The organism is Phenylobacterium sp. (assembly GCF_041916435.1).
Classification (GTDB): Bacteria; Pseudomonadota; Alphaproteobacteria; order Caulobacterales; family Caulobacteraceae; genus Phenylobacterium.
Map to the genome: position 1 here is coordinate 436,636 of NZ_JAYRZM010000006.1, position 22,730 is coordinate 459,365.

At 71.1% G+C, this 22,730-nt stretch carries 20 protein-coding genes; 10 read left to right on the plus strand and 10 right to left on the minus strand.

Going from position 1 to position 22,730, the window contains the following annotated elements; translation table 11 throughout:
• Nucleotides 1–49 precede the first annotated feature (49 nt).
• Complete coding sequence (locus ACE3TA_RS18995; RefSeq protein WP_374575899.1) at nt 50–1,984, minus strand: alpha/beta fold hydrolase; 1,935 nt, start codon at nt 1,982–1,984, stop codon at nt 50–52.
• A 152-nt stretch (nt 1,985–2,136) separates the two neighbouring features.
• On the opposite strand from ACE3TA_RS18995, the gene ACE3TA_RS19000 reads away from it, so the two are divergent.
• Nucleotides 2,137–3,423, plus strand: coding sequence for an OmpP1/FadL family transporter (locus ACE3TA_RS19000; RefSeq protein ID WP_374575900.1), 1,287 nt, complete (start codon nt 2,137–2,139; stop codon nt 3,421–3,423).
• Between the two features lie 3 nt (nt 3,424–3,426).
• Here ACE3TA_RS19000 and ACE3TA_RS19005 read toward each other — a convergent pair whose 3' ends face one another.
• From ACE3TA_RS19005 to ACE3TA_RS19025, 5 genes are all read right to left on the minus strand, one after another.
• Nucleotides 3,427–4,839 (minus strand): M20/M25/M40 family metallo-hydrolase, encoded by a 1,413-nt coding sequence (locus ACE3TA_RS19005; RefSeq protein WP_374575901.1) that lies wholly within the window; start codon nt 4,837–4,839, stop codon nt 3,427–3,429.
• Nucleotides 4,840–4,917: 78 nt separating this feature from the next.
• A complete protein-coding gene (locus tag ACE3TA_RS19010) occupies nt 4,918–5,346 on the minus strand; it encodes a DUF1178 family protein (protein ID WP_374575902.1) in 429 nt (142 codons plus the stop codon).
• A 4-nt stretch (nt 5,347–5,350) separates the two neighbouring features.
• Nucleotides 5,351–6,184 (minus strand): carbon-nitrogen hydrolase family protein, encoded by an 834-nt coding sequence (locus tag ACE3TA_RS19015; protein ID WP_374575903.1) that lies wholly within the window; start codon nt 6,182–6,184, stop codon nt 5,351–5,353.
• Nucleotides 6,181–6,438: a glutaredoxin 3 gene (grxC, locus tag ACE3TA_RS19020; protein WP_374575904.1), complete on the minus strand. Its 258-nt coding sequence runs from the start codon at nt 6,436–6,438 to the stop codon at nt 6,181–6,183. Before grxC ends, ACE3TA_RS19015 begins: the two co-directional genes overlap by 4 nt.
• 41 nt (nt 6,439–6,479) lie before the next feature.
• Nucleotides 6,480–7,250, minus strand: a complete 771-nt coding sequence (locus ACE3TA_RS19025; protein ID WP_374575905.1) for a ComF family protein — start codon at nt 7,248–7,250, stop codon at nt 6,480–6,482.
• Here ACE3TA_RS19025 and ACE3TA_RS19030 point away from each other — a divergent pair.
• Entirely contained in the window at nt 7,249–8,181 is a 933-nt protein-coding gene (locus ACE3TA_RS19030; protein ID WP_374575906.1) for a methyltransferase domain-containing protein, read from the plus strand. The two genes, ACE3TA_RS19025 and ACE3TA_RS19030, sit on opposite strands and share 2 nt — an antisense overlap.
• A 5-nt stretch (nt 8,182–8,186) precedes the next feature.
• Here ACE3TA_RS19030 and ACE3TA_RS19035 read toward each other — a convergent pair whose 3' ends face one another.
• Both ACE3TA_RS19035 and mutT read right to left on the minus strand, forming a co-directional pair.
• Nucleotides 8,187–8,357: a Flp family type IVb pilin gene (locus tag ACE3TA_RS19035; RefSeq protein ID WP_374575907.1), complete on the minus strand. Its 171-nt coding sequence runs from the start codon at nt 8,355–8,357 to the stop codon at nt 8,187–8,189.
• Nucleotides 8,354–8,761 carry an 8-oxo-dGTP diphosphatase MutT gene (gene mutT / locus ACE3TA_RS19040; RefSeq protein ID WP_374575908.1) on the minus strand — a complete coding sequence of 136 codons (408 nt, stop codon included), beginning with the start codon at nt 8,759–8,761 and terminating at the stop codon, nt 8,354–8,356. Before mutT ends, ACE3TA_RS19035 begins: the two co-directional genes overlap by 4 nt.
• A 283-nt stretch (nt 8,762–9,044) precedes the next feature.
• On the opposite strand from mutT, the gene ACE3TA_RS19045 reads away from it, so the two are divergent.
• Nucleotides 9,045–10,475, plus strand: a complete 1,431-nt coding sequence (locus ACE3TA_RS19045; protein WP_374575909.1) for a DEAD/DEAH box helicase — start codon at nt 9,045–9,047, stop codon at nt 10,473–10,475.
• 76 nt (nt 10,476–10,551) lie between these two features.
• Here the strand turns inward: ACE3TA_RS19045 and argJ are convergent, their stop codons facing one another.
• The gene (argJ, locus tag ACE3TA_RS19050; RefSeq protein ID WP_374575949.1) at nt 10,552–11,937 is read right to left on the minus strand and encodes a bifunctional glutamate N-acetyltransferase/amino-acid acetyltransferase ArgJ; all 1,386 of its coding nucleotides are present in this window, start codon (nt 11,935–11,937) and stop codon (nt 10,552–10,554) included.
• Between the two features lie 95 nt (nt 11,938–12,032).
• Nucleotides 12,033–13,127 (minus strand): peptidyl-prolyl cis-trans isomerase, encoded by a 1,095-nt coding sequence (locus tag ACE3TA_RS19055; RefSeq protein WP_374575910.1) that lies wholly within the window; start codon nt 13,125–13,127, stop codon nt 12,033–12,035.
• Nucleotides 13,128–13,268: 141 nt separating this feature from the next.
• Here ACE3TA_RS19055 and ACE3TA_RS19060 point away from each other — a divergent pair, with 141 nt between their 5' ends.
• The 7 genes from ACE3TA_RS19060 (at nt 13,269) to ACE3TA_RS19090 (ending at nt 22,727) form a co-directional block, all read left to right on the plus strand.
• On the plus strand, nt 13,269–14,435 hold the full coding sequence (locus ACE3TA_RS19060; protein WP_374575911.1) for an acetyl-CoA C-acyltransferase: 1,167 nt from the start codon (nt 13,269–13,271) through the stop codon (nt 14,433–14,435).
• A 437-nt stretch (nt 14,436–14,872) separates the two neighbouring features.
• Complete coding sequence (locus tag ACE3TA_RS19065; protein ID WP_374575912.1) at nt 14,873–16,057, plus strand: FIST signal transduction protein; 1,185 nt, start codon at nt 14,873–14,875, stop codon at nt 16,055–16,057.
• Between the two features lies 1 nt (nt 16,058).
• A complete protein-coding gene (locus ACE3TA_RS19070; RefSeq protein ID WP_374575913.1) occupies nt 16,059–17,795 on the plus strand; it encodes an ATP-binding protein in 1,737 nt (578 codons plus the stop codon).
• 179 nt (nt 17,796–17,974) lie between these two features.
• Nucleotides 17,975–20,734 (plus strand): preprotein translocase subunit SecA, encoded by a 2,760-nt coding sequence (gene secA / locus ACE3TA_RS19075; protein ID WP_374575914.1) that lies wholly within the window; start codon nt 17,975–17,977, stop codon nt 20,732–20,734.
• 105 nt (nt 20,735–20,839) lie between these two features.
• Entirely contained in the window at nt 20,840–21,487 is a 648-nt protein-coding gene (locus ACE3TA_RS19080) for a hypothetical protein (RefSeq protein WP_374575915.1), read from the plus strand.
• Nucleotides 21,488–21,500: 13 nt separating this feature from the next.
• The gene (locus ACE3TA_RS19085) at nt 21,501–21,887 is read left to right on the plus strand and encodes a hypothetical protein (RefSeq protein WP_374575916.1); all 387 of its coding nucleotides are present in this window, start codon (nt 21,501–21,503) and stop codon (nt 21,885–21,887) included.
• A gap of 102 nt (nt 21,888–21,989) precedes the next feature.
• The gene (locus ACE3TA_RS19090) at nt 21,990–22,727 is read left to right on the plus strand and encodes an SDR family NAD(P)-dependent oxidoreductase (protein WP_374575917.1); all 738 of its coding nucleotides are present in this window, start codon (nt 21,990–21,992) and stop codon (nt 22,725–22,727) included.
• The last annotated feature ends 3 nt before the right edge of the window (nt 22,728–22,730 follow it).

The window sequence follows — 22,730 nt, forward strand, 5'->3', positions numbered from 1 at the left end:
CGGACGCAACCTGCCAGCCGGCGCGCAGCGCTCGGGGAAGGCCGGGGGCCTAGTTCGGCGGGTTGTTCTTCTCCAGGAACGCCACGACCGCCTGCAGCATCTGCAGCCGCGTCTCGCCGCGCGACAGCCAGTGGTCCTCGCCCTTCTCGACGATGAACTCGACCGGCTTGCCGGCCTTCTCCAGCGCCTTGGCCATCACCTGGCTCTGTTCCAGCGGCACCACCGTGTCGTCGCGGCCGTGGATCAGCAGGATCGGGATGTCTACCTGCTCGGCGTGCAGGGCGGGGGAGACCTCAGCGAGCTTCTCATCGTCGCGATCATCCGCGCCCATAAAGCGCAACCAGTAGCGCTCCGCGGCCACCGTGTTCTGCCGCTTCGACCAGATCACCATGCGCCGCAGGTCCGAGGGACCCGCCACCGAGGCGGCGCAGCGGTAGACGCCGCGGTCCAGCGCCGCGCCGGCCAGCGCCGCGTAGCCGCCGTAGCTGGCGCCGACGATGCACACCCGCTTCGGATCGATGACCCCCTCGCCCGCCAGGTAGCGCACCCCGTCGGACAGGTCGGTCTGCATCTTGCGGCCCCACTCGCCGAAGCCGGCCTTCAGGAAGTCCCAGCCGAAGCCGTCGGAGCCGCGGAAGTTCACCTGCAGCACGGCGTACCCGCGCGAGGCCATGGCCTGGGCCCACCAGTCGAAGCCGGGCGTGTCCCGCGAGGCCGGGCCGCCGTGCGGGAAGACCACCAGCGGCAGGTTCTTGGCCGCCCGCCCCTTCGGCGTGGTGAGGTATCCGCTCAGCTCCAGCCCGTCCTTGGCCTTGAAGCGGATCGGCCTGACCGGCGAGATGTCCGCCGCGGTCAGGCCCTGGTAGACCACGCCGAGCCACTTGGCCGATTTGGTGGTCAGGTCGACGAGGGCGTAGGCCGGCCCGTCCGTCGGCGAATCGCACAGCACCACGAAGCGGCGCCGATCGGCCGACGAGCTGACCAGCAGCACCCGGTTGTTCGGAAACGCGCGCTGCACGGCGGCCCAGATCTTCTGGTCGCGGGGATTGAAGAACTCGTAGCGGTCCTCGTCGCCGACGAGCCCGTGGAAGCCGATCAGCCGATGGTCGGCCGGATCCCACAGGTCCTCGCCCAGCGGTTCGGTCGTGAAGGGCTCGACCCATTCGCCGACGTCCGGCGCGATCTCGCGAAGGTCGGCCTTGCCGTCCGTGTAGTCGGCCACGAGAACCGACGCGCCGTCGCGGCCGAGCCCCGGCAGGTCCGGCCAGTCCGCATAGGCCTGCTGGGTCGTGACCACGCGCCAGCGGTCGCCGTCGCCGCGCACCTTCAGCGACCACCGCGCCGCCTCCGGGTCGTATTCCGCCTGGCCGACCGCCCGGCCGTCGGCGCTCACCACCCAGTCTTGGGTGTCGTCGGAGCCGTTCTCGAAGACCTGGGCCGTCACCGTCTCCAGATCGACCTTGTAGAGCGACAGCCGCCCGCGCCCGCCGACGAAATGGACGCCCTGCACGAAGGCGTAGGGCTTGCCGTCGAGGATGCGCACGACCGGGGCCGACGCGATCACGTTCATCGAATCGCCGACCCTGCCCATGAGCGGCTTCAGCCGGTTGTGCTCGAGGTCGTAGACGAAGCCCATGTACCATTCCCGGCGGGCCGACAGCACGTCGACGGCCATCTTGGCCGTCGAGCCGGTGATCAGCAGGTGCTTGTCGTCGGCCCATTCGAGCCCGCGCACCTTGGCCTGGCCCGCGTCCAGCGCGCGCTCCAGCTTGCCCGTGCGCAGATCCTGCACGACGACCTTGCGCTCTTCGCCGTCGGTCCAGATCACCGCCAGCCAGTCGCCGCTGGGCGAGATCGCCGCTGTCTCGATGTTCGGCAATCGGCCGTAGGCCTCCAGCGGCGCGGCCGCGCACGGCGTGGCGATCCAGAACACCGCGACCCAGGCCGCCAGCAGGCCGCCCAGCCGGATCCGCACACTCGTCATGGTGTTAGCCCCCCGATACCCCGCGCCACGGTGGCGCACCAGCCATGAGGGATCAAGCCCGCACGCGGCGTCGCGCCGGGGCGCAACGCCTGGGCGGTTTGCGCACTTAAGAGGCATCGCCCATCGGGCCTCAGTACCGGAGCAGCTCCTCCATGCCTCCCAAGATCCTCTTCGCCCTGGCCTGCGCGGCCGGGGTCGGCGCCGCCTCGCAGGCCCACGCCGCCGGCTTCTACCTTCAGGAACAGTCCGTCCGCGGGCTCGGCCGCGCCTACGCCGGCGAGGCCGCCGACCAGGGCCCGGCCTCGCTGTGGTGGAACCCGGCCTCCATCGCCCGCTCCCCGCGCGAGGTCTATGTCGGCGTCCACGGCGTGCTGATCGATTCAAAGGTCAGCGACGCCGGCTCGACCGTCACCTACCCGGGCGGCGCCACGGTTCCGACGGTCGGCCAGGAGCGCGCCTTCAAGCCGATCCAGGACGGCGTCGCGCCGAACTTCGCCATCGCCGCGCCCCTCGGCGACCGCTTCGCCCTCGGGCTCAGCGTGGCCGCGCCGTACAACTTCACCACCGAATACGAGCCGACCGCCTGGGCGCGGTACGACGCCCTGACCTCGCGGCTGAACACCGCCGACATCCAGCTCACCGGGGCGATGCGGGCGACCGACTGGCTCGACCTGGGCGTGGGCGTCGACGCCGAATACACCGACGCCAAGCTCACCACCGCCTATCCCAACCTCTCGCCGCTGCTGCCCGACGGGGTGTCGCAGTTGAAAGGCGACGGCTGGAACTACGGCTGGACGGCCGGCGCCCAGGCCCATTTCGGCGACTGGTCGCTCGGCGCCAGCTACCGCTCGGCCATGGACCACGACCTGGACGGCCGCGTGCTGGTCATGGGCCTGGTCGGCCCGCTGGCCGCGGCCAACGCCGACCTCGCCGGCTCGGCGAGCTTCACGACGCCCTGGATCGCCACGGTCGGCGCGCGCTGGCGGGCCACCGACAAGCTGACGCTCAACGCCCAGGTCCAGCGCTTCGGCTGGAGCAAGTTCGACGCGATCACGGTGGACACGGCCGCGGGCCGGCAGGTCATGGAGCAGAACTACCGGGACACCACCTCCGGCGCGGTCGGCGTGGACTATGCGCTCAACGACCGCCTGACCCTGCGGGCGGGCGTGCAGTACGACCCCACGCCCACGCCCGACGGCGAGCGCACCGCCCGCGTGCCGGACGGCGACCGCTGGCTCTACGCCGCCGGAGCGACCGCCCAGCTCGGCCCCGCCACCAAGCTCGACGTGGCGGCCGCCTACATCGACTTCGACAACAGCACCATCACCCACGACGCGGTGTTCTACGCCGGCACGCCCGCGCAGGTGACAGCCAGCCAGCGCGGGCGCGTGCAGGGACGCGGCGCGGTGCTGTCGGTCGGCCTGCGCCGGACGTTCTAGGGCCTAGCCCTTGGCGTTGGCGTAGATCTTCACCACCCGGTAGAGGAACTCGCGGCCGTCATAGAGCGACTTGACGCGGATGCGCTCGTTCAGGCCGTGCACGCCCTGGCCGTCCTTGTCGCCCAGCATGCCCGAAAGCCCGTAGGTCGGCGTGCCGATGGCGTTCAGGAAGCGGCCGTCGGTGGCGCCCGTGGCCATGGCCGGCACCAGCGGCAGGCCCGGCCAGAGCTGGGCGGCCACCGTCTTCACCGGCCCGACGATGGCGTCGGTCAGCGGCGGCGGCGGGGTCACCGGGCTGCGCTCGCCGACGGCGGTCACGGCGATCTTCGGATCGTCGAACACCTGGACCAGCTTGGCCTCGACGGAATCGACGCTCTCGCCCGGCAGGATGCGGCAGTTCACATTGGCCTCGGCCCGCTGCGGCAGGGCGTTCGGCGCGTGGCCGGCGTCGACCATGGTGGCGACGCAGGTGGTGCGCATCATCGAGTTGCGCGACGGGTCCTTGGCCACCTCGGCGATGGCCGCCGGGTCGCCGGCCAGCGCGCCCAGGAGGGCCTTGCCGGTGTCGCCGCCCTCGATCGCCGCCATCTCCTTGAAGTGGCCCTGGGTCGCCTCGTTGATCGCCACCGGGAAGTCGTAGTTCTGCAGCCGGGTCAGCGCGGCCGACAGGTGGTAGATCGCGTTGTCCTTCACCGGCCGCGAGGAGTGGCCGCCGGGGTTGGTCGTGACGAGCTGGAAGTCCTGGTAGACCTTCTCGCCGGCCTGGATGCCCAGGAACACCGGCTTGCCGTCGGCGTCCACCTGCCCGCCTGCGCCCTCGTTCAGGGCGAAGGCCGCCGACAGCGCCTCGGGATGGGTCTTGATCAGCCAGGACACGCCGTTGAACGTGTCCGGAGTCTCCTCGCCGCAGGTCAGGGCCAGCTTGATGTCGCGGCGCGGTTTGAAGCCTTCCTTCTTGTAGCGGATCATCGCGTCGGTGATCGAGGCGGCCATCGCCTTGTCGTCGCTGGCGCCGCGCGCATAGAAGTAGCCGTTCTCCTCCACCATCTTGAAGGGATCGCGCTCCCAGTCCTCGCGCTTGGCCTCCACCACGTCGATGTGGGCCAAGAGCAGGATCGGCTTGGCCTTGGGGTCCTTGCCGTGCAGCACGGCGATCAGGTTGCCCGCCTTGGGCCGGTCGTCGGGCGCCAGGATCTGGATGTCCTTGTCCGGATAGCCGGCCGCCTTCAGCCGCGCGGCCATGGCCTCGGCCGCGGCGGTGCAGCTTCCCACCGACAGGGTGGTGTTGATCTCCAGCAGCTCCTTGTAGAGCGAGCGGAAGTCGGCCTGGTCGGGCGTCAGGTCGGCGGCGTGCGCCCCCTGGGCGAGGCCGGCGGTCGCGAGCGCGACGGCGGCGGCGGACATCTTGCGGATCATTGGGCGGCCCTCCCCCGGAATCTGGAAGAGGCGACCCTAGGGCCGGCGGCGGCGCCCGGCAATGGCGCCCGCTCGGGCTCAGTTCACCTGCGTCTTCTTCGGCGCGGCGGCCGGCAGGGGCGCCACCGGAACGCCGTCCTCCACCAGCTTCTTCACCTCGCCGGGACTGGCCTCGCCATAGATGCCCCGGTCCTCCGAGCGGCCCTCGTGGATGGCGCGGGCCTCGCTGGCGAAGGCGTCGCCCACGTAGTCGAAGTTCTCCTCCACGTGGGCGCGCACCCGCTGCATGGCCTCCATCATCATGGCCCGCATCTGCGGCGGCGCGTCCGGCGTGGTGCGCTTGGTCCCGGCGACGGCCGGGGCCATGATCTGCTTGCGCACGGCCTTGGAGCCGCACGCCGGGCATTCCAGGAGGCCGCGCTCGAGCTGGTCGTCGAAGTCGCCGGAGGCGCCGAACCAGCCCTCGAACGCGTGGTCATGCTCGCAGATGAGCGCGTAGCGGATCATGGGCTTACTGCAGGGGGCCGCTGAAGGCCCGGGCGTTCTTCAGGTTCGGGATCGCCGCGCGGGCCTTGGCCGACTGCGGCAGATCGAGGTCGGCGATCAGCACGCCGGGCTCGTCATGGTCAAGCTTGCCGATCACCTCGCCCCAGGGCGCCACGGCCAGCGTGCGCCCGTAGGTGCCGCGCCCGTCCTCGTGGAAGCCGCCCTGCGCCGGGGCGATGACGAAGGCGCCGGTCTCGATGGCCCGCGCGCGCAAGAGCACCTCCCAGTGCGCCTCGCCGGTCGGGCGGGTGAAGGCCGCCGGCACGGTCAGCACCTGGGCGCCCGCCAGCGCCAGCGTCCGGTGCAGCGCCGGAAAGCGCACGTCGTAGCAGATGGTCAGGCCCAGTTTCGCCCCCGCCGCCTCGGCGATCACCGCCGCGTCGCCCGGCTCGTAGAGCGCCGATTCCCGCGCGGTCTCGCCGGTGGGCAGGTCCACGTCGAACATGTGCAGCTTGTCGTAGGTGGCGGTGATCTCGCCCTTGGGCGACACCAGCGCCGAACGGTTGGCCGCCTTGCCGTCCTCGCGCTTGACCAGGGCCGAGCCGATCAGCAGCCACACGCCCAGGTCCGCGGCCGCTTCCCGCAGCCCCAGGACGCAGGCGTCGTCCTCCAGGCTGGCGAGCTGGCCGAACAGCTTGGTCCGGTCCTTCTGCAGGATGTTCACGCCCTCGGGCGTGGCGATCAGCTCCGCGCCGGCCTCGGCCGCCTCGCGCACCAGCGGCAGCACGTGCGCCAGCGCGCCGGCCTGGGTCGCCGGCGTGCGCGTCTGCACGAGGCCGACCTTCAGCACGCGGCTCAAGCCGCCGCCAGCAGCGGGTCGAGCTTTCCTTCGCGCTCCAGCGCCATCATGTCGTCGCAGCCGCCGACGTGGGTGTCGCCGATGAAGATCTGCGGATAGGTCGAACGGCCCGAGCGCTGCATCATCTCGCGGCGCTTGTCGGGGTCGAACGCCGCCGAAATCTCGTCGAACTTCACGCCCTTCTTGGTCAACAGGTCGACCGCGCGGATGCAGTAGGGGCAGAACGGCTTGGTGTAGATCGTGACCTTGCTCATGGCTCTGGTTACATAATGCCTGTCGCTACAATGTCATATGGTCAGTTAGCGGCTTCTTTCACCCGGGCGACCACTGCGACATCTACGCGCGTCGCCCCCGCGGCCAGAAGCGCCCGCGCGCAGCCCTCAGCGGTGGCGCCGGTGGTCAGAACATCGTCAATCAGCAGGATGGAACGCCCGGCGACCTGGCCCGCCAGCCGGTCCGGCACGACGAAGGCCCCGGCCACGTTGCGCCGCCGCCCGGAGCCGGACTTGCCCGCCTGGCTGGGCGTCGCCCGCGTCCGCCGCAGCGCGTCGGCGAGGTAGGGCTTGCCCGACAGCCGGGCCAGCGGCCGGGCGATCTCGGCGGCCTGGTTGTAGCGCCGCGCCATCAGCCGCCAGCGGTGCATGGGCACGGGAACGATCGCGTCGGCCTCGGCGATCAGCTCGCGCGCGGCCCGCGAGATCCAGCGGGCGAACAGGGGCGCCAGGTCCAGCCGGTCGGCGTGCTTGAGCTGCAGGATGCCGGGACTTGAGGCCTCGTCGTAGAGGCAGGCCGCCCGCGCCCGCGAAAACGCCCGAGGCCCGGCCGCGCAGGCCGGGCAGACGGAGCCAGGCCCCAGGTCGAACTCGAAGGGCGTCCCGCAGCCGTCGCACACCGGGTCGTCCAGGAAGCTGATGCGGCTCCAGGCGTCGGCCGAATAGCCGCCGCTCAGCGGCGCCGGCCCGTCGTCCAGCGCCCTCGGCGGAAACACCAGGTCCAGGGCGCCGCGCAAGGCCGCGCTCACGGCGGGTTTCCAGCCGCCCGCCGAAGGCCCATCTTGCAGGCTCATGCCCGCCCCGACTTCATCCGCCCCGCCCCAAATCTTCGACCGCAGCCTGCACCGGAAGCGCCTGGACCGGGCCGCCGCCGGCTTTCCCGACGCCGACTTCCTCAAGCGCCGCGCCGCCGAGGACGCCGTCGCGCGCCTGGAGACCATCCTGCGCGACTTCCCGCTGGCCGTCGACCTCGGCGCGCGCACCGGCGTCTTCCGCCAGGCGCTGGAGGCCAGCGACGCGGCCGCCCGCGTCGGCCGCCTGGTCGAGGCCGACCTGTCGCTGCCGATGCTCGGCGGGCGCGGCGGCGCGCGCCTGGTGGCCGACGAGGAGCGCCTGCCCTTCGCCGCCGAGAGCCTGGACCTGGTGGTCTCCACCCTCTCCCTGCACTGGGCCAACGACGTGGTCGGCGCGCTGATCCAGATCCGCCGGGCGCTGAAGCCGGACGGCCTGTTCATCGGCGCGCTCCTGGGCGGCGCCACCCTGACCGAGCTTCGCCAGTCGCTGATGGCCGCCGAGGCCGAGATCCTGGGCGGCGCCGGCTCGCGCGTCTCGCCCTTCGCCGACGCCTATGACGCCGCGGGCCTTCTGCAGCGGGCCGGCTTCGCCCTGCCCGTCGCCGACGTCGACCGGGTGACCGTGCGCTACCGCCACCCCCTGATGCTGATGGCCGACCTGCGGCGCATGGGCGAGACCAACGTCCTCGCCGAACGCCATCCCAAGCCGCTCACCCGCGCCCTGATCGGCCGCGCCAGCGAGATCTATCTGGAAAGGTTCGCCGAGGCCGACGGCAAGATCCCGGCCACCTTCGAGATCCTCACCCTCACCGGCTGGGCGCCGCACGAGAGCCAGCAGAAGCCGCTCAAGCCCGGCTCGGCCAAGATGCGCCTGGCCGACGCGCTCGGCGTCGAGGAAGTCAGCGTTCCGCGCGGAGACGACCAGCCCTAGGGCGATCAGCTCCCGGCGGCGGCGCTGGCCATCGCGTTGGTGGTGTTGCCCAGCGAGTTGTAGATCTGGTTCTTCAGCGTGCTGGCCGCCGTGATGATCCCCAGGCCGAGGATCGCGATCAGCAGGGCGTACTCGATGGCCGTGGCGCCGCGCGCGTCACGGGCGAAACGCTTCACAGCAGGTCGCGCAGCCACGCGACCAGCGGCGCGTCCGCCGGGGGCATCGGATAGTCTCCGAGTCTCGAGGGCTTCACCCATGCCAGCGCCTCATGTTCTTTCGCCGTGACGACGCCAGACCAGCGCCGACACAGATAAAGGGGCATAAGTAGGTGAAAGGATTCATAATCGTGGCTGGCGAAAACGAACGGCGCCAGGCACGCGCCGGTCACCACGATGTCCAGCTCCTCGTTGAGTTCGCGGATCAGGCAGGCTTCCGGCGTCTCGCCCGGCTCCACCTTGCCCCCCGGAAACTCCCATAGCCCGGCCAGTTGCTTGCCCTTCGGGCGCTGGCAGATCAGCACCCGCCCGTCGGTGTCGACGAGGGCGGCGGCGGCGACCAGGAGCATCTTCTTCTCAGCCATGCCGCTCCATTCCCCCGATGCGCCCGGAATGCAACAGCTTGTCGCTTTTGCGCCGCAGCAACTTGACTTTGCAGCGCCGAAGGCCGATGTGAGGGCCGCGCCAAATAGGCGCTATCGGCGCTCCAGCCGCGTGAGGGGTCCTTCCTCGGGCCCAGCCTGTTGAGCGCCCTGAAGATTTCATAGATCGCCCGGCCACGCGGGGCGCTTCCCCAACTTCCGCGCCCTTCGCGACCCTCACGGCATGTGAGCGGCCGCACGTGGCGCATGTGCGAAAGACATCGCTTTGACTCAGTTTTCCGACCTGGGCCTTTCCAAGCCCCTCCTGAAGGCGCTGGCCGACAAGGGCTACGACAAGCCCACGCCGATCCAGGCCCAGGCCATCCCCGGCGTGCTCGCCGGCCGCGACCTCCTGGGCATCGCTCAGACCGGCACCGGCAAGACCGCCGCCTTCGCCCTTCCCATCCTCCACCGCCTGGCCGAGGACCGCCGCGCGGCCCCGCGCCGCGGCTGCCGCTGCCTGGTGCTCTCGCCCACCCGCGAGCTCGCCACCCAGATCGCCGACAGCTTCAAGGCCTACGGCCGCCACCTGGGCATGTCCGTCGCCGTGATCTTCGGCGGCGTGAAGTACGGCCCGCAGATGCGCGCCCTGGCCGGCGGCGTGGACATCCTGGTGGCCACGCCCGGCCGCCTGATCGACCACCTCGGCGAGAAGAGCGCCGTCCTCACCGGAACCGAGATCTTCGTCCTCGACGAGGCCGACCAGATGCTCGACATGGGCTTCGTCCAGCCGATCAAGAAGATCGTCGCCCACCTGCCCAAGACCCGGCAGAACCTGTTCTTCTCGGCCACCATGCCGGCCGAGATCGGCGCCCTGGCCGGCGGCCTGCTGCATGATCCGCTGAAGGTCTCCGTGACCCCGCAGTCGACCACCGTCGAGCGCGTGAACCAGCAGGTCGTCTTTGTCGAGCAGCAGCGCAAGCGCGCCCTCCTGGCCGAGCTGTTCGACGATCCGTCCTTCACCCGCGTGATCGTCTTCACCCGCACCAAGCGCGGCGCCGACCGCGTGGCCAAGGGCCTGGTGCAGGTGGGCGTCGAGGCCGCCTCGATCCACGGCGACAAGTCCCAGGGCCAGCGCGAGCGGGCGCTGGCGGCGTTCAAGGCCGGCGAGGTCCGCGCCCTGGTCGCCACCGACATCGCCGCCCGCGGCATCGACATCGACAGCGTCACCCACGTCGTCCAGTACGAACTGCCCAACGTGCCGGAGAGCTACGTCCACCGGATCGGGCGCACCGCCCGCGCCGGCGCCAAGGGCTCGGCCGTGGCCTTCTGCGCCGACGACGAGCGCAACCTCCTGCGCGACATCCAGAAGGTGACGCGCCAGACCATCCCCTCGTTCGACCGGCGCAACGACCGCCAGCTCGGCGCGGCCACCGCGGCCCTGCCCGAGGTCACCGGCGTCAAGCCGGACCGGCCCGACACGCGCGGCCAGGGCGGCCGCTCGCAACGCCACGAGCCGCACCATCGCGCCGGCGGCCATCGCCCGGAGACGGCGGCCGACCTGCCCGCGGCCAACCGCAAGCGCCGCCGCCGCCCGAACAAGGCCAAGACCGGCGGCCAGCAGGCCAACGGCCCGGCCGCGGCCGTCGCCGCCTCCAACGCCTACCGCGGCCCCAAGCGCAAGCCCCAGCCCGCCCGCTGGAGCCCGCTGGACTGAGCCTGCGCTCATCCCCGCGAAAGCGGGGACCCAGGCTTTCTTGTTCAGGGAAGCGCCGGCCGGGAACCGGAGCGATCTAGCTCCGGTAATCCCCGTTGATCGCCACGTACTGCTTGGTCAGGTCGCAGGTCCACACGCTCGCCGAGCCGCGGCCCACGCCCACGTCGACGCTGACCTCCAGTTCGGCGTTCTTCATGTAGGCGCTCATCTTCGCCTCGTTGTAGGTGGGCGCGATCATCCCGTCCTGGGCGGCCACCAGCGGGCCGAACCGGATCGACAGGTCGTCGCGGTTCACCGGCTCGTCGGCGCGGCCCACGGCCATCACGATCCGGCCCCAGTTGGCGTCCTCGCCGGCGAAGGCGGTCTTCACCAGCGGGCTCTCGGCGATGGTGCGGGCGATCTTGCGCGCCGAGGCCGGGCTCTCGGCGCCGGTCACGTTGATCTTGACGAACTTGGTCGCCCCCTCCCCGTCGCGCACGAGCTGCAGCGCCAGGTCCAGCAGGACGCCTTCCAGCTTCTCGCGGAAGTCGGCCAGGCGCTTGTCGCCGGCCCGGCTGATCTTCGGCGCCGACGACTGGCCGGTGGCGAACAGCAGGAGCGTGTCGTTGGTCGAGCGGTCGCCGTCCACCGTCACGCAGTTGAACGTGGTGCGGGTGTAGAGGCTGGCCAGCGTCTGCAAGGCCGTCGGCGAGATCGCCGCGTCGGTGGCCACGAACGCCAGCATGGTGGCCATGTCCGGCGCGATCATCCCCGAGCCCTTGGCGATCCCGGCGATGCGCACGGTCTCGCCGTCGATCTTGGCCTCGGCGTAGGCCCCCTTCGGGAAGGTGTCGGTGGTCATGATCGCGTGGGCGGCGGCGGCCCAGTTGTCCTCGGCCAGCCGGTGCTCCACCTCGGCCAGCCGGGCGGTGATCTTGGCGTCGTCCAGGAGCACGCCGATCACGCCGGTGGAGGCCATCATCACGTCGCGCTGGCGGCAGTCGAAGCGCTTGCCCACCGCCGAGGCGACGCGGCGCACCGCGTCCATCCCCGGCCGGCCGGTGAAGGAGTTGGCGCAGCCGGCGTTGACCACCAGGGCGCGCACGTCGGCCCCCTTGGTGGCGGCGAGCTGGCGCTTGCACCAGTCCACCGGCGCCGAGCCCACCGTGTGGCGGGTGAACACCCCGGCGGCCGAGGTTCCCTCGGCGAAGCGCATCACGAGCAGGTCTTGCCGGTCGTGCTTGTAGAAGCCGGCCCGCCCGGTGGCGAGCTCCACCCCCGCGATCGGCGGGATCTTCGGGAACGGCACGGCCAGCGGCGAGACCGGCAGGGCGCCCTTGGCCTGCGTCGCGGCCGCAGCCGGCTGCGCCGGGGCCGCGGCGAACTGGCGGCTTTCCTTGTCCGCCCGCTTCAGGGCCGCCCGCTTCAGGGCGCTGGCCAGCGGGTCGAGCGCGCGCTCCAGGGTCTGGCCCACCACTTCCACCGGATTGGCCGGCGCGTCCTGCGGCGAGGCGCGCTGGGCGGTCTTCTTCGGCGCGGCGGCCTTGGGGGTGGCGGGCGCTGGCGTGGGCTTGCGGGTCAAGGCTTGGCGCTCTGGGCGGGGGGTTGATCGGGGGTGGTCTCGGGGTCGGCCTTGGGCGCCGGCTGGGCCGCCGCCTTGGCCGGGGGCGAAGGCTTGGCCTTGGGCTGGGGCTTGTCCGCCGGCTTCGGCGCGCCCACCTGCGCGGGCTCGTCGGCCGGCGCCTCGGCCGCGCGCGGATCGTCGGGCACCGGCGGGGCCGAGGCCGGCTCCTGCGGCTGGCCGGGCACGTCCTGCGGCGGGCCGATCAGCGTCTTGATCTTGGCCCGCGCGCGCAGCTTCTCCAGAAGGTCGCGGATCTGGTCGTAGGTCAGGAACCGCACGATCTGCGGCCGGGCGGCCTCCAGGGTGATCGGCGCCTCGGAGCGGCGGTCCTCCACCTTCACCAGGGCCCAGCCGTCGTCCACGCGGATCGGCCCGACCACCTCGCCGACCTTGGCGTCCTTCAGGGCCGCCTCATAGGCTTCGGGCATGACGTCGGTGGTGAAATAGCCCAGGTCGCCGCCGTTGAAGCGCGTGGCCGTGTCGGTGGACCGCTCCATCGCCAGGGCCTCGAACGAGGCGCCGGTCGCCAGGAGCTTCTTGACCGCCTCGGCCTCTTCCTGGGTGGCGACCACGATCTGGCGGGCGCGGATCTCCTCCGACTGCTTGGCGAGCTTGAGCTGCTCCTGGTAGAGGCCCTTGATGGCGTTGTCGTTGACCGCGCCGGCGACGACGCTCTCCACCAGCATGTCGCCCAGGATGCGCTCGCGCGCGGCGGCCAGCCGGCGCTGGGCCACGGGGTCCTTGTCCAGCTTGCGCTTCAGCGCCTCGGCGGCCAGCAGCTTCTGGTCGACCACCTCGTCCAGCACCTGGCGGAACAGCTCGGAGGACACGTCCAGCGGCTCGCCCTCGCCGATCAGGCCCTGGGCCACCGCCTCGCGTTTGACGTCCGAGGCCCACACCGTGCGCCCGTCCACCTCGGCCACGGCCTGGTCGCCGGGCTGCGGGGGGTTCTCGGTCCCGCCGCGCTGGTTGCAGGCGGCCAGGACCAGCGCGGCGAGGGCCGTCGCCGCCGCCAGCCGACCGATCCTCAGAACTTGCGCGCGCGCCATGCCGAGCGTCCCAGATGCGCCGCGCGACGGCGCGGCGAGCCCCGTCCCTAGCCATTTACGCCGCGGGATGCAAAGGTTGCGCGGATCATGCCCCACGGTCGCCAATGTCGAGCGACCGCCATTTTCAGGGAGGAATTTCAAATGCGCGAAGCGGTCGTTGTTTCCTACGCCCGGACCGGACTTGCGAAGGCCGCCAGGGGCGGCTTCAACATGACGCCCACCATGTCCATGGGCGCCCACGCGGTGAAGCACGCCGTGGCCAAGTCGGGCGTGGCCGCCGATGAGGTCGAAGACTGCCTCATGGGCAACGTCGCCCACGGCGCCGGCAACATGGGCCGCACGGTCGGCCTCCTGGCCGGCCTGCCGATCACGACCTCGGGCATGACCATCAACCGCTTCTGCTCCTCCGGCCTGAACACGATCGCGGTGGCGGCCAACTACGTGCGCAACGACGGCGCCGACTGTGTCGTCGCCGGCGGCGTGGAGAGCCTGTCGGTCCCCGGCGGCGGCGCCATCGGCAACATCGACCCGGCCCTGACCGACCAGTATCCGGCGATCTTCATGCCGATGATCGACACCGCCGACATCGTCGCCGAGCGCTACAAGATCAGCCGCGAATACCAGGACGAATATTCCGTCGAGTCCCAGCGCCGCATGGCCGCCGCCCAGCAGGCGCAGAAGTTCAAGGACGAAATCGTCCCGATGAAGACCAAGATGAAGGTCGTCAACAAGGAGACGAAGGAGGAATCCGTCGTCGACTACGTGGTCGACCGCGACGAGTGCAACCGGCCCGACACCACGCTCGAGGGCCTGGCCAAGCTCCAGCCGGTGCGCGGCGAGGGCAAGTTCATCACCGCCGGCAACGCCTCCCAGCTCTCCGACGGCGCCGCCGCGGTGGTGGTGATGGAAGCCAAGGCCGCCGAGAAGAAGGGCCTGCAGCCCATGGGCCTGTTCAAGGGCTGGGCCGTGGCCGGCTGCGCGCCCGACGAAATGGGCATCGGCCCGGTCTTCGCCGTTCCGCGCCTCCTGGAACGCCACGGCCTGAAGGTCGACGACATCGACCTTTGGGAGCTGAACGAAGCCTTCGCCTCGCAGTGCCTCTACTGCCGCGACAAGCTCGGCATCGACCCGGAGAAGTACAACGTCAACGGCGGCTCCATCGCCATCGGCCACCCCTACGGCATGACCGGCGCGCGCCTGACCGGCCACGTCCTGCAGGAAGGCAAGCGCCGCGGCGCCAAGCACGTGGTGGTCTCCATGTGCATCGGCGGCGGCATGGGCGCCGCAGGCCTCTTCGAGGTTCTCTAAGAGGCCGGCCGCCGACGCCCATCGGCAGGGACTCGCCCGAAATCGCCCGCGCGATTTCGGGTGGGGCGCCGCAGGCCTCTTCGAAGTTCTCTAAGAGGCCGGCCGCCGGCGCCCATCGGCAAGGACGCGCCCGAAATCGCCCACGCGATTTCGGGTGGGGCGCCGCCGGCCTCTTCGAGGTCCTCTAAGAGGCCGGCCGCCGGCGCCCGTCGGCAAGGACGCGCCCGAAATCGCCCGCGCGATCTCGGGTGGGGCGCCGCAAGGGAAGCTCTCCGCGGGTTTTCCCTGACAATTCAGCCATTCAAGCCCCCCGAACGCCCGTTCGGGGGGTTTTCGTTTACCCTCGTCCGTCATGATGGGTCCTTGCACGGGGGGCCTTGCGCCCATTTTCGCCTATTGATCACGAGGAACCGGCGCATTCCGGCCGGACGACCTGCATGAAGCTCGCCTCCGCCTTCAGCCTCGCCGCCGCGCCCCGCGACGCCGCCGCGGCCCTGGCTGAAGACCTCCTGGCCAAGCTCGGCGGGCCGCCCCAGCTCGTGGTGCTCTACGCCACCCAGCACCTGGCGCACGACGACCTGCTGGCGGGCCTGCGCGAGCGCCTGGCGGGCGTGCAGATCGTCGGCGGCACGAGCTGCGGCGGCGTCATGACCGACGCCGGCTTCCACTGCGGCCCGGACGGCGCGGTCGGCGCGCTCGGCGTGCTCGACCCGCAAGGCGCCTACGGCGTCGGCGCATGCGGCCTGGAGGGCGGCGCGCGGCAGGCCGGCGCCGAGGCGATCTCCCGCGCCCTCGCCGCCGCCGACCGCGAATTCGAGACCCCGGCCCTGGTCTGGTGCTGCCAGCCCCCCGGCGAGGAGGAGGCGGTGATCGAGGGCGTGCAGTCGGTCATCGGCGCGCGCACGCCGATCATCGGCGGCAGCTCGGCCGACGAGACGATCGCCGGCGACTGGAGCGAGTTCGCCACCGAGGCGGTGCTGCACGGCCATGCGGTGGTCGCCGCGCTCTTCCCCAGCGCCCAGTACGGCGCGGCCTTCCAGAGCGGCTACGCGCCCAGCGGCGTCACCGGCGTGATCACCCGCGCCAACGACCGCCAGATCATCGAGATCGACCACCGCCCCGCCGCCGAGGTCTACAGCGCCTGGACCGACGGGCGCATCAACGCCGCCGCCAGCGGCCCGATCCTGGCCAAGAGCACCCCGGCCCCGCTCGGCCGCGTGGCCGCCGACGTCCAGGGCGTGCCCATGTTCGTGCTCTCGCATCCGGCGATGGTGGGGACCGGCGGCGACCTGTCCCTGTTCACCGACATCCGCGAAGGCGACCTGGTGCACCTGATGCACGGCTCGCCCGATTCCCTGGTCAAGCGCGCCGGCCTGGTCGTGGACGACGCCTGCGCCATGGGCGGCTGGCGGCGCGAGGACACCCTGGGCGGCCTGGTCATCTACTGCGGCGGCTGCATGCTCCACGTCCGCGAGCGCATGGATGAAGTGGCCGCCCTGGTGCGCGAGGCCATGCCCAAGGCCCCGTTCCTCGGCGCATTCACCTTCGGCGAGCAGGGCGCCATCGTCGACAGCTGCAACCGGCACGGCAACCTGATGGTGTCGGCCTTGACCTTCGGCTGACATGGACGGCGAGGTCGAAAAACTCCGAGAGGCCCTGGCCTCGGCCAAGCAGATCGAGGCGGCTCTGGCCGAACGGCTGCGCGAGCGCGAGATCGTGCTGAACGGCATCGAGGCCCTGCAGTCGGCCGAGGACTCGGCCGAGCTGCTGCCGCGCGCGTTCGAGGTGCTGCGCCAGTCCGTGGCCTTCGACGTCGCCCTGGTCCTGGAGCCGCGCGACGACGGCTTCATCTGCACCGCGGCCACTGACGAGCGGGCCATGGGCGCGCGCTGGCCGGCCGGCGGCTTCCTCACCCGCGTGGCGGCCGGGCGCGCCGCCGCCGTCGTGCCCGACTGCCGCCGCGTGCCCGAATGGGCCGCCTGCGAGCGCTGCGGCCCGCCGCCGGGTTCGGGGGTCTTCGCCCCGCTCGCCGTCGACGGCGGCCATGGCCTGCTGGTGCTGGGTTCGAGCCAGCACGGCGCCTATTCCACGCACGAGGGCGCGCTGGCTTCGCGCCTGAGCCTGCTGGTGGCCCAGACCCTGGCGGCGGCGCAGCGGCGCAAGCTGGCCCAGGTCGCCCAGGCCGCCGAGCTCGAGCGCCGCGCGGCGGTGGAGGCCAACGAGGCCAAGTCCCGCTTCCTGGCCAACATGAGCCACGAGATCCGCACGCCGCTCAACGGCGTCGCCGCCGTCGCCGAGTTGCTTGCCCAGACCGGCCTGGACGCGCGCCAGCGCGAGATGGTCGGCCTGATCGTGGAGTCCAGCCGCATGCTGGAGGGCCTGCTCAACGACGTGCTCGACTTCGCCAAGATCGAGGAGGGCCGGCTGACCCTGGAGGCGGCGCCGTTCGACCTGACGGCCGCCCTGACCTCGGTGCTGCACCTGTTCGCCGCCAAGGCCGAGGACAAGGGCCTGCGCTTCGTCACCGAGATCGACCCGGAGACGAGCGGCCGGTTCGTCGGCGACAGCCTGCGCGTCCGCCAGATCGTCGCCAATCTGGTGAGCAACGCCGTCAAGTTCACCGCCGAGGGCTCAGTGACGGTGAAGATCGCCGCCACGCCGCTGGACGGCTCGGTCCTGGTGCGGGTGATGGTCGCCGACACCGGCTGCGGCGTGTCGACCGCGCGCGCCGGCCAGCTCTTCAAGCGCTTCGAGCAGGGCGACGATTCGATCACCAAGCAGTTCGGCGGCGCCGGCCTTGGCCTGACCATCTCGCGCACCCTGGCGCGCATGATGGGCGGCGACATCGTCTTCCACTCCCGCCCGGGAGAGGGCTCCACCTTCCAGGCCAGCTTCGTCGTCGCGCGGGCCGAGCCGGCCCCCGCCGCCGCGCCGGCCGCCGAGGCGGCCGAGGCCGAGACCCAGAGCCTCAAGGTGCTGGTGGCCGAGGACAATCCCAACAACCGCAAGATCGCCGCCATGATCCTGGAGCTGATGGACGCGCGGGCGACCTTCGTGGAGAACGGCGCCGAGGCGGTGGAGGCGTTCGCCGCCGAACCCTTCGACATCGTGCTGATGGACCTGCAGATGCCGGTGATGGACGGCCTGACCGCCATGCGGCTGATCCGCGAGCGCGAGGTCGAGACCGGCGCGCAGCCCACGCCGATCCTGGCCCTGTCGGCCAACGCCATGAACCATCACGTGCTCGAGGCGATCGAGGCCGGGGCCACCGCCCACGTGGCCAAGCCGATCAGCCCCAAGGCGCTGATCGAGACCATCGTGTCCACGGTTCGGCCGGCCGCCGTCGTGGATGCGGCCTAGGCGCGCGCGTCCGCGCCTGCGTCGACGCTCGCGCTTCGCCTCACGTTGACACCGCAAGGGCGCCTGCTTAAGTCTCGCGCGCGCTTTAGAGAGCGGAATTCCGGGCCAGCGAAAGGTTTCAGCGCGCCCGCGCGTCCGCCGACAGCGTCTCCTGACGGCACAATCGGACGCCTGACTTTATGATCTTCCAACGGCTCTTCGGCTCTTCCAACGACCGCAAGGTCAAGGCCTACACGGCGCGCGTCGCCAAGATCAACGCGCTGGAGCCCAAGATCCAGGCTCTGTCGGACGCCGAGCTGCGCGGCAAGACCGAGGAGTTCCGGGCGCGCCTGGCCCAGGGCGAGAGCCTCGATGCGATGATGGAGGAGGCCTTCGCCGTGGTGCGCGAGGCCTCGCTCCGCACCATCGGGCTTCGGCACTTCGACGTGCAGATGGTGGGCGGCATGGCCCTGCACATCGGCGGCATCGCCGAGATGCGCACCGGCGAGGGCAAGACGCTCGTCGGCACCCTGCCGGTCTATCTGAACGCCCTCGCCGGCAAGGGCGTCCACGTCATCACCGTCAACGACTACCTGGCCCAGCGCGACGCCGAGTGGATGGGCCAGATCTACAATTTCCTGGGTCTGTCGGTGGGCGTGATCGTCCACGGCCTCAGCCAGGGCCAGCGCAAGCAGGCCTACCAGTCGGACATCACCTACGGCACCAACAACGAGTTCGGCTTCGACTACCTGCGCGACAACCTGGTCTACGACGTCGAGGAGATGGTCCAGCGCGGCCACAACTTCGCGATCGTCGACGAAGTGGACTCGATCCTGATCGACGAGGCGCGCACCCCGCTGATCATTTCCGGCCCCACCGAGGACCGCAGCGAGTTCTACAAGATCATCGACCTGATCATCAAAGAGCTGATCGTCGATCCGGCCACCTACGACCACGACGAGAAGCAGCGCCAGGTGATCCTCACCGAGGAAGGCTCCGAGAAGGTCGAGGAGATGCTCGCCGAGCGCGGCCACCTGGCCGAGGACTCCGCCGGCCTCTACGACCCGGCCAACATCTCGGTGGTGCACCACGTCAACCAGGCGCTGCGGGCCAACATCCTCTACACCCGCGACAAGGACTACATCGTCCGCGCCGGCGAGGTGATCCTGATCGACGAGTTCACCGGCCGCATGATGCAGGGCCGGCGCCTGTCGGAGGGCCTGCACCAGGCCATCGAGGCCAAGGAAGGCGCCCACATCCAGCCCGAGAACCAGACCCTGGCCTCGGTGACGATCCAGAACTACTTCCGCCTCTACAACAAGCTGTCGGGCATGACCGGCACGGCGGCCACCGAGGCCCAGGAATTCCTCGACATCTACAAGATGGACGTCCTGGAGATCCCGACCAACCGGCCGATCGCCCGGATCGACGACGACGACGAGGTCTACCGCACCTCCGACGAGAAGAACGCGGCGATCATCGCCCAGATCGAGGACTGCTACCGCCGCGGCCAGCCGATCCTGGTGGGCACCGTCTCCATCGAGAAGTCCGAGCAGCTCTCCGAGCTTTTGAACGCCCACAAGTTCGAGATCGACGGCAAGACCATCAAGGGCGTCCCGCACAGCGTGCTGAACGCCCGCTACCACGAGCAGGAAGCCTACATCGTCGCCGACGCGGGCGTGCCCGGCGCGGTGACCATCGCCACCAACATGGCCGGCCGCGGCACCGACATCCAGCTCGGCGGCAACATCGACATGAAGGTTTCCAAGTGGCGCGACGAGCAGCGCGGCCTGGGGATCGAGGTCACCCCCGAGATGACGGCCGAGAAGAAGGCCGAGATCGAGGCCGAGACCGCCGAGCTGAAGCAGAAGGCGCTGGCCGCCGGCGGCCTGTTCGTCCTGGGCACCGAGCGCCACGAGAGCCGGCGCATCGACAACCAGTTGCGCGGCCGGACCGGCCGTCAGGGCGACCCGGGCCATTCGAAGTTCTTCCTGTCCTGCGAGGACGACCTCCTGCGCATCTTCGCCGGCGAGCGGCTGGACGCGATCATGCGCACCTTCGGCGTCCAGGAAGGCGAGGCGATCACCCACAAGTGGCTGAACAGCGCCATCGCCACCGCCCAGAAGCGCGTCGAGCAGCGCAACTATGAGATCCGCAAGAACCTTCTGAAGTACGACGACGTCGTGAACGACCAGCGCAAGGCCGTGTTCGAGCAGCGCCAAGAGTTCATGGAGGCCGCCGACCTGTCCGACGTGACCCGCGAAATGCGCGAGGACACCATCGACGACATGGTGGCCCGCCACCTGCCGCCCAAGGCCTACGCCGAGCAGTGGGATGTCGAGGGCCTGGAGCACCAGGCCAGGGAGCTCCTCGGCCTGGACCTGCCCATCAAGGCCTGGGCCGCCGAGGACGGCATCGCCAACGAGGAGATCCACGAGCGGATCACCAAGGCCGCCGAGGCCCGCGCCGCCGAGCGCGAGGCCCTGGTCAGCCCCGAGCAGATGCGCGGCCTGGAGAAGAACTTCCTCCTGCAGATGATCGACCTGCAGTGGCGCGAGCACCTGATGCACCTGGACCACCTGCGCGCGGTGATCGGCCTGCGCGGCTACGGCCAGCGCGATCCGCTCAACGAGTACAAGACCGAGGCCTTCTCGCTGTTCGAGAAGCTGATGGTCGACCTGCGCCAGAACGTCACCCGCTGGCTGATGACGGTGGAGTTCCAGTTCGCCGAGCCCGAGCCGGCGCCGCAGAACTTCGGCTTCACCGAGGTCCACCTGGACCCGCTGACCGGCGAGAACGCGGCCCAGATGGGCGCCCTGCCCGAGGGCCTCTCGCCCGAGCAGCGCCAGGCCCTGCCGGTCACCGCCCTGCCGGAAGGCTGGGAGGACACCGGCCGCAACGCCCCCTGCCCCTGCGGCTCCGGCAAGAAGTTCAAGCACTGCCACGGCGCCCTGATCTGACGAGACCTCCGGCCGCCGCGCGGCGTTGACTCCGCGCCGCGTCCGGCCCGACAGTCCCTTGCGTAAACCCGGCGTCGAGTTCGGGTCCGCGTAAGGGAGGCCCGCATGAGCGGCGATGTCGCGCCGGACGTCTACGACTATCTGTTCCTCACCTTCGCGGTGGACGCCTCGCGCGCCGCCCCGCGCGCCTTCGCCGAGCGCCTGGCCGGTCCGCATCGCCGGGCGCTTGAAGCCGCCGGCGGCGAGCTCGTCGGCTATTTCACCCCCCAGCTCGGCTGGTCGTCCGACGAGGCGGCGCTGATCCTGCGCTGGCCGGCGGACGCGCCGGGCCGAAAGGCCGCCGTGGATGGCCTCTGCGCCGACCCGGCCCTGGCCGGCGCGCGCCGCGACCGCATGGCCGCCACCATCCGCCCCGGACCGGCCGACCTGCCGCCGCCCGGCGGGATCTTCGTGCACCGGGTCTTCGAGATCGACGCGGCCGACGTCGACATGTTCGTCGCCCTCTCCGGCCAGGCCTGGGGCGGTTTCGAGGGCGGCTTCGACAGCGACATCTTCGGCCTGTTCCGCGTCTCGCCCACGGCCGAGGACGCCCGCGCCGGCGGCACGCGCATGCTGCTCGTCACCCGCTACGCCGACCACGGCGTCTGGGAGGCCTCCCGCGCCCCGGCGCCGGAGGTGCGCGACCTGTTCATGCGCCGGCGCGACCTCACCCGCCGCACCGTCGCGGCCAGCACCCTGCTGGCGCCACTCTGAGGGAGCCGATCCGATGACCGCCGAAACCGACGAGGCCGTGGCCGGGGCGATGAAGTGCCTGGACGACTTCATGACCGCCTTCAACGCCCGCGACGTGAAGGCCTTCGAGGCTGCCTTCAACTTCCCCTCGATCCGCATCGCCTCGGGCAAGGTGGCGATCATCGAGCCGGGCTACCACCATCCGGGCATGTTCGACCGCGGCGCCCTGGCCGACTGGGACCACTCGGCCTGGGAGCGGCGCGAGGTGATCCACGCCGGCCCCGACAAGGTGCACTTCGACACCCGCTTCACCCGCTACCGCAAGGACGGCGGCGTCATCGGCGGCTTCGATTCCATGTACGTCGTCACCAAGGTCGACGGCCACTGGGGGGTCCAGGCGCGCTCCAGCTTCGCCCCCTGACCGGCGGGTGACGAAGCGTCAGGCGACGCCACGTCAGCCTTGCCGCGCCGCCCGGCCCCGCGCCAAGCTCGCTCCAGGGAAGAAACGCCGGGAGCCAGGGCGATGAACGACACCGATTTCACCGGCAGGACCGTGCTCGTCGTGGGCGGCTCCAGCGGCATCGGCAACGGGATCGCCCACGGCTTTCGCGAGCGCGGCGCCCAGGTTTCGGTCTGGGGCACGCGGGCCAGCGCCGCCGACTACGACCCGGCCGAGGGCTCGGACCTGACGGGCCTGGCCTACGCCTGCGTCGACGTGGCCGACCGCGACGCCATCGAGGCCTGGCCCGCGCCGTTCGAGAGCCTGGACGTGCTGGTCCTGTGCCAGGGCGTGGTGGTCTACCGGCGCGGCGAGTTCCAGCGCGAGGGCTGGGACCGGGTGATGGCCGTCAACCTCGACAGCCTGATGGCCTGCGCCATGAAGTTCCACGACATGCTGGCCGCCGCCCGCGGCTCGATGATCATCGTCAGCTCGGTCTCCGGCTTCCAGTCCAACCGCGGCAACCCCGCCTACGCCGCCTCCAAGGCGGGCGCGGTCAGCCTGACCAAGACCCTGGGCGAGGCTTGGGCGCGCGACGGGATCCGCGTCAACGGCCTGGCCCCCGGCCTGGTCGACACCAAGCTCACCAAGGTCACCACCGAGCATCCCGGGCGGCGCGAGGCGGCCCTGCGCGCCATTCCCGCCGGGCGCATGGGCGAGCCGTCCGACATGGCCGGCGCGGCCCTGTTCCTGGCCTCGCCGCTGGCCGCCTACGTCTGCGGCCAGACCCTGATCGTCGACGGCGGCCTGTCCCTCTCCTGAAGG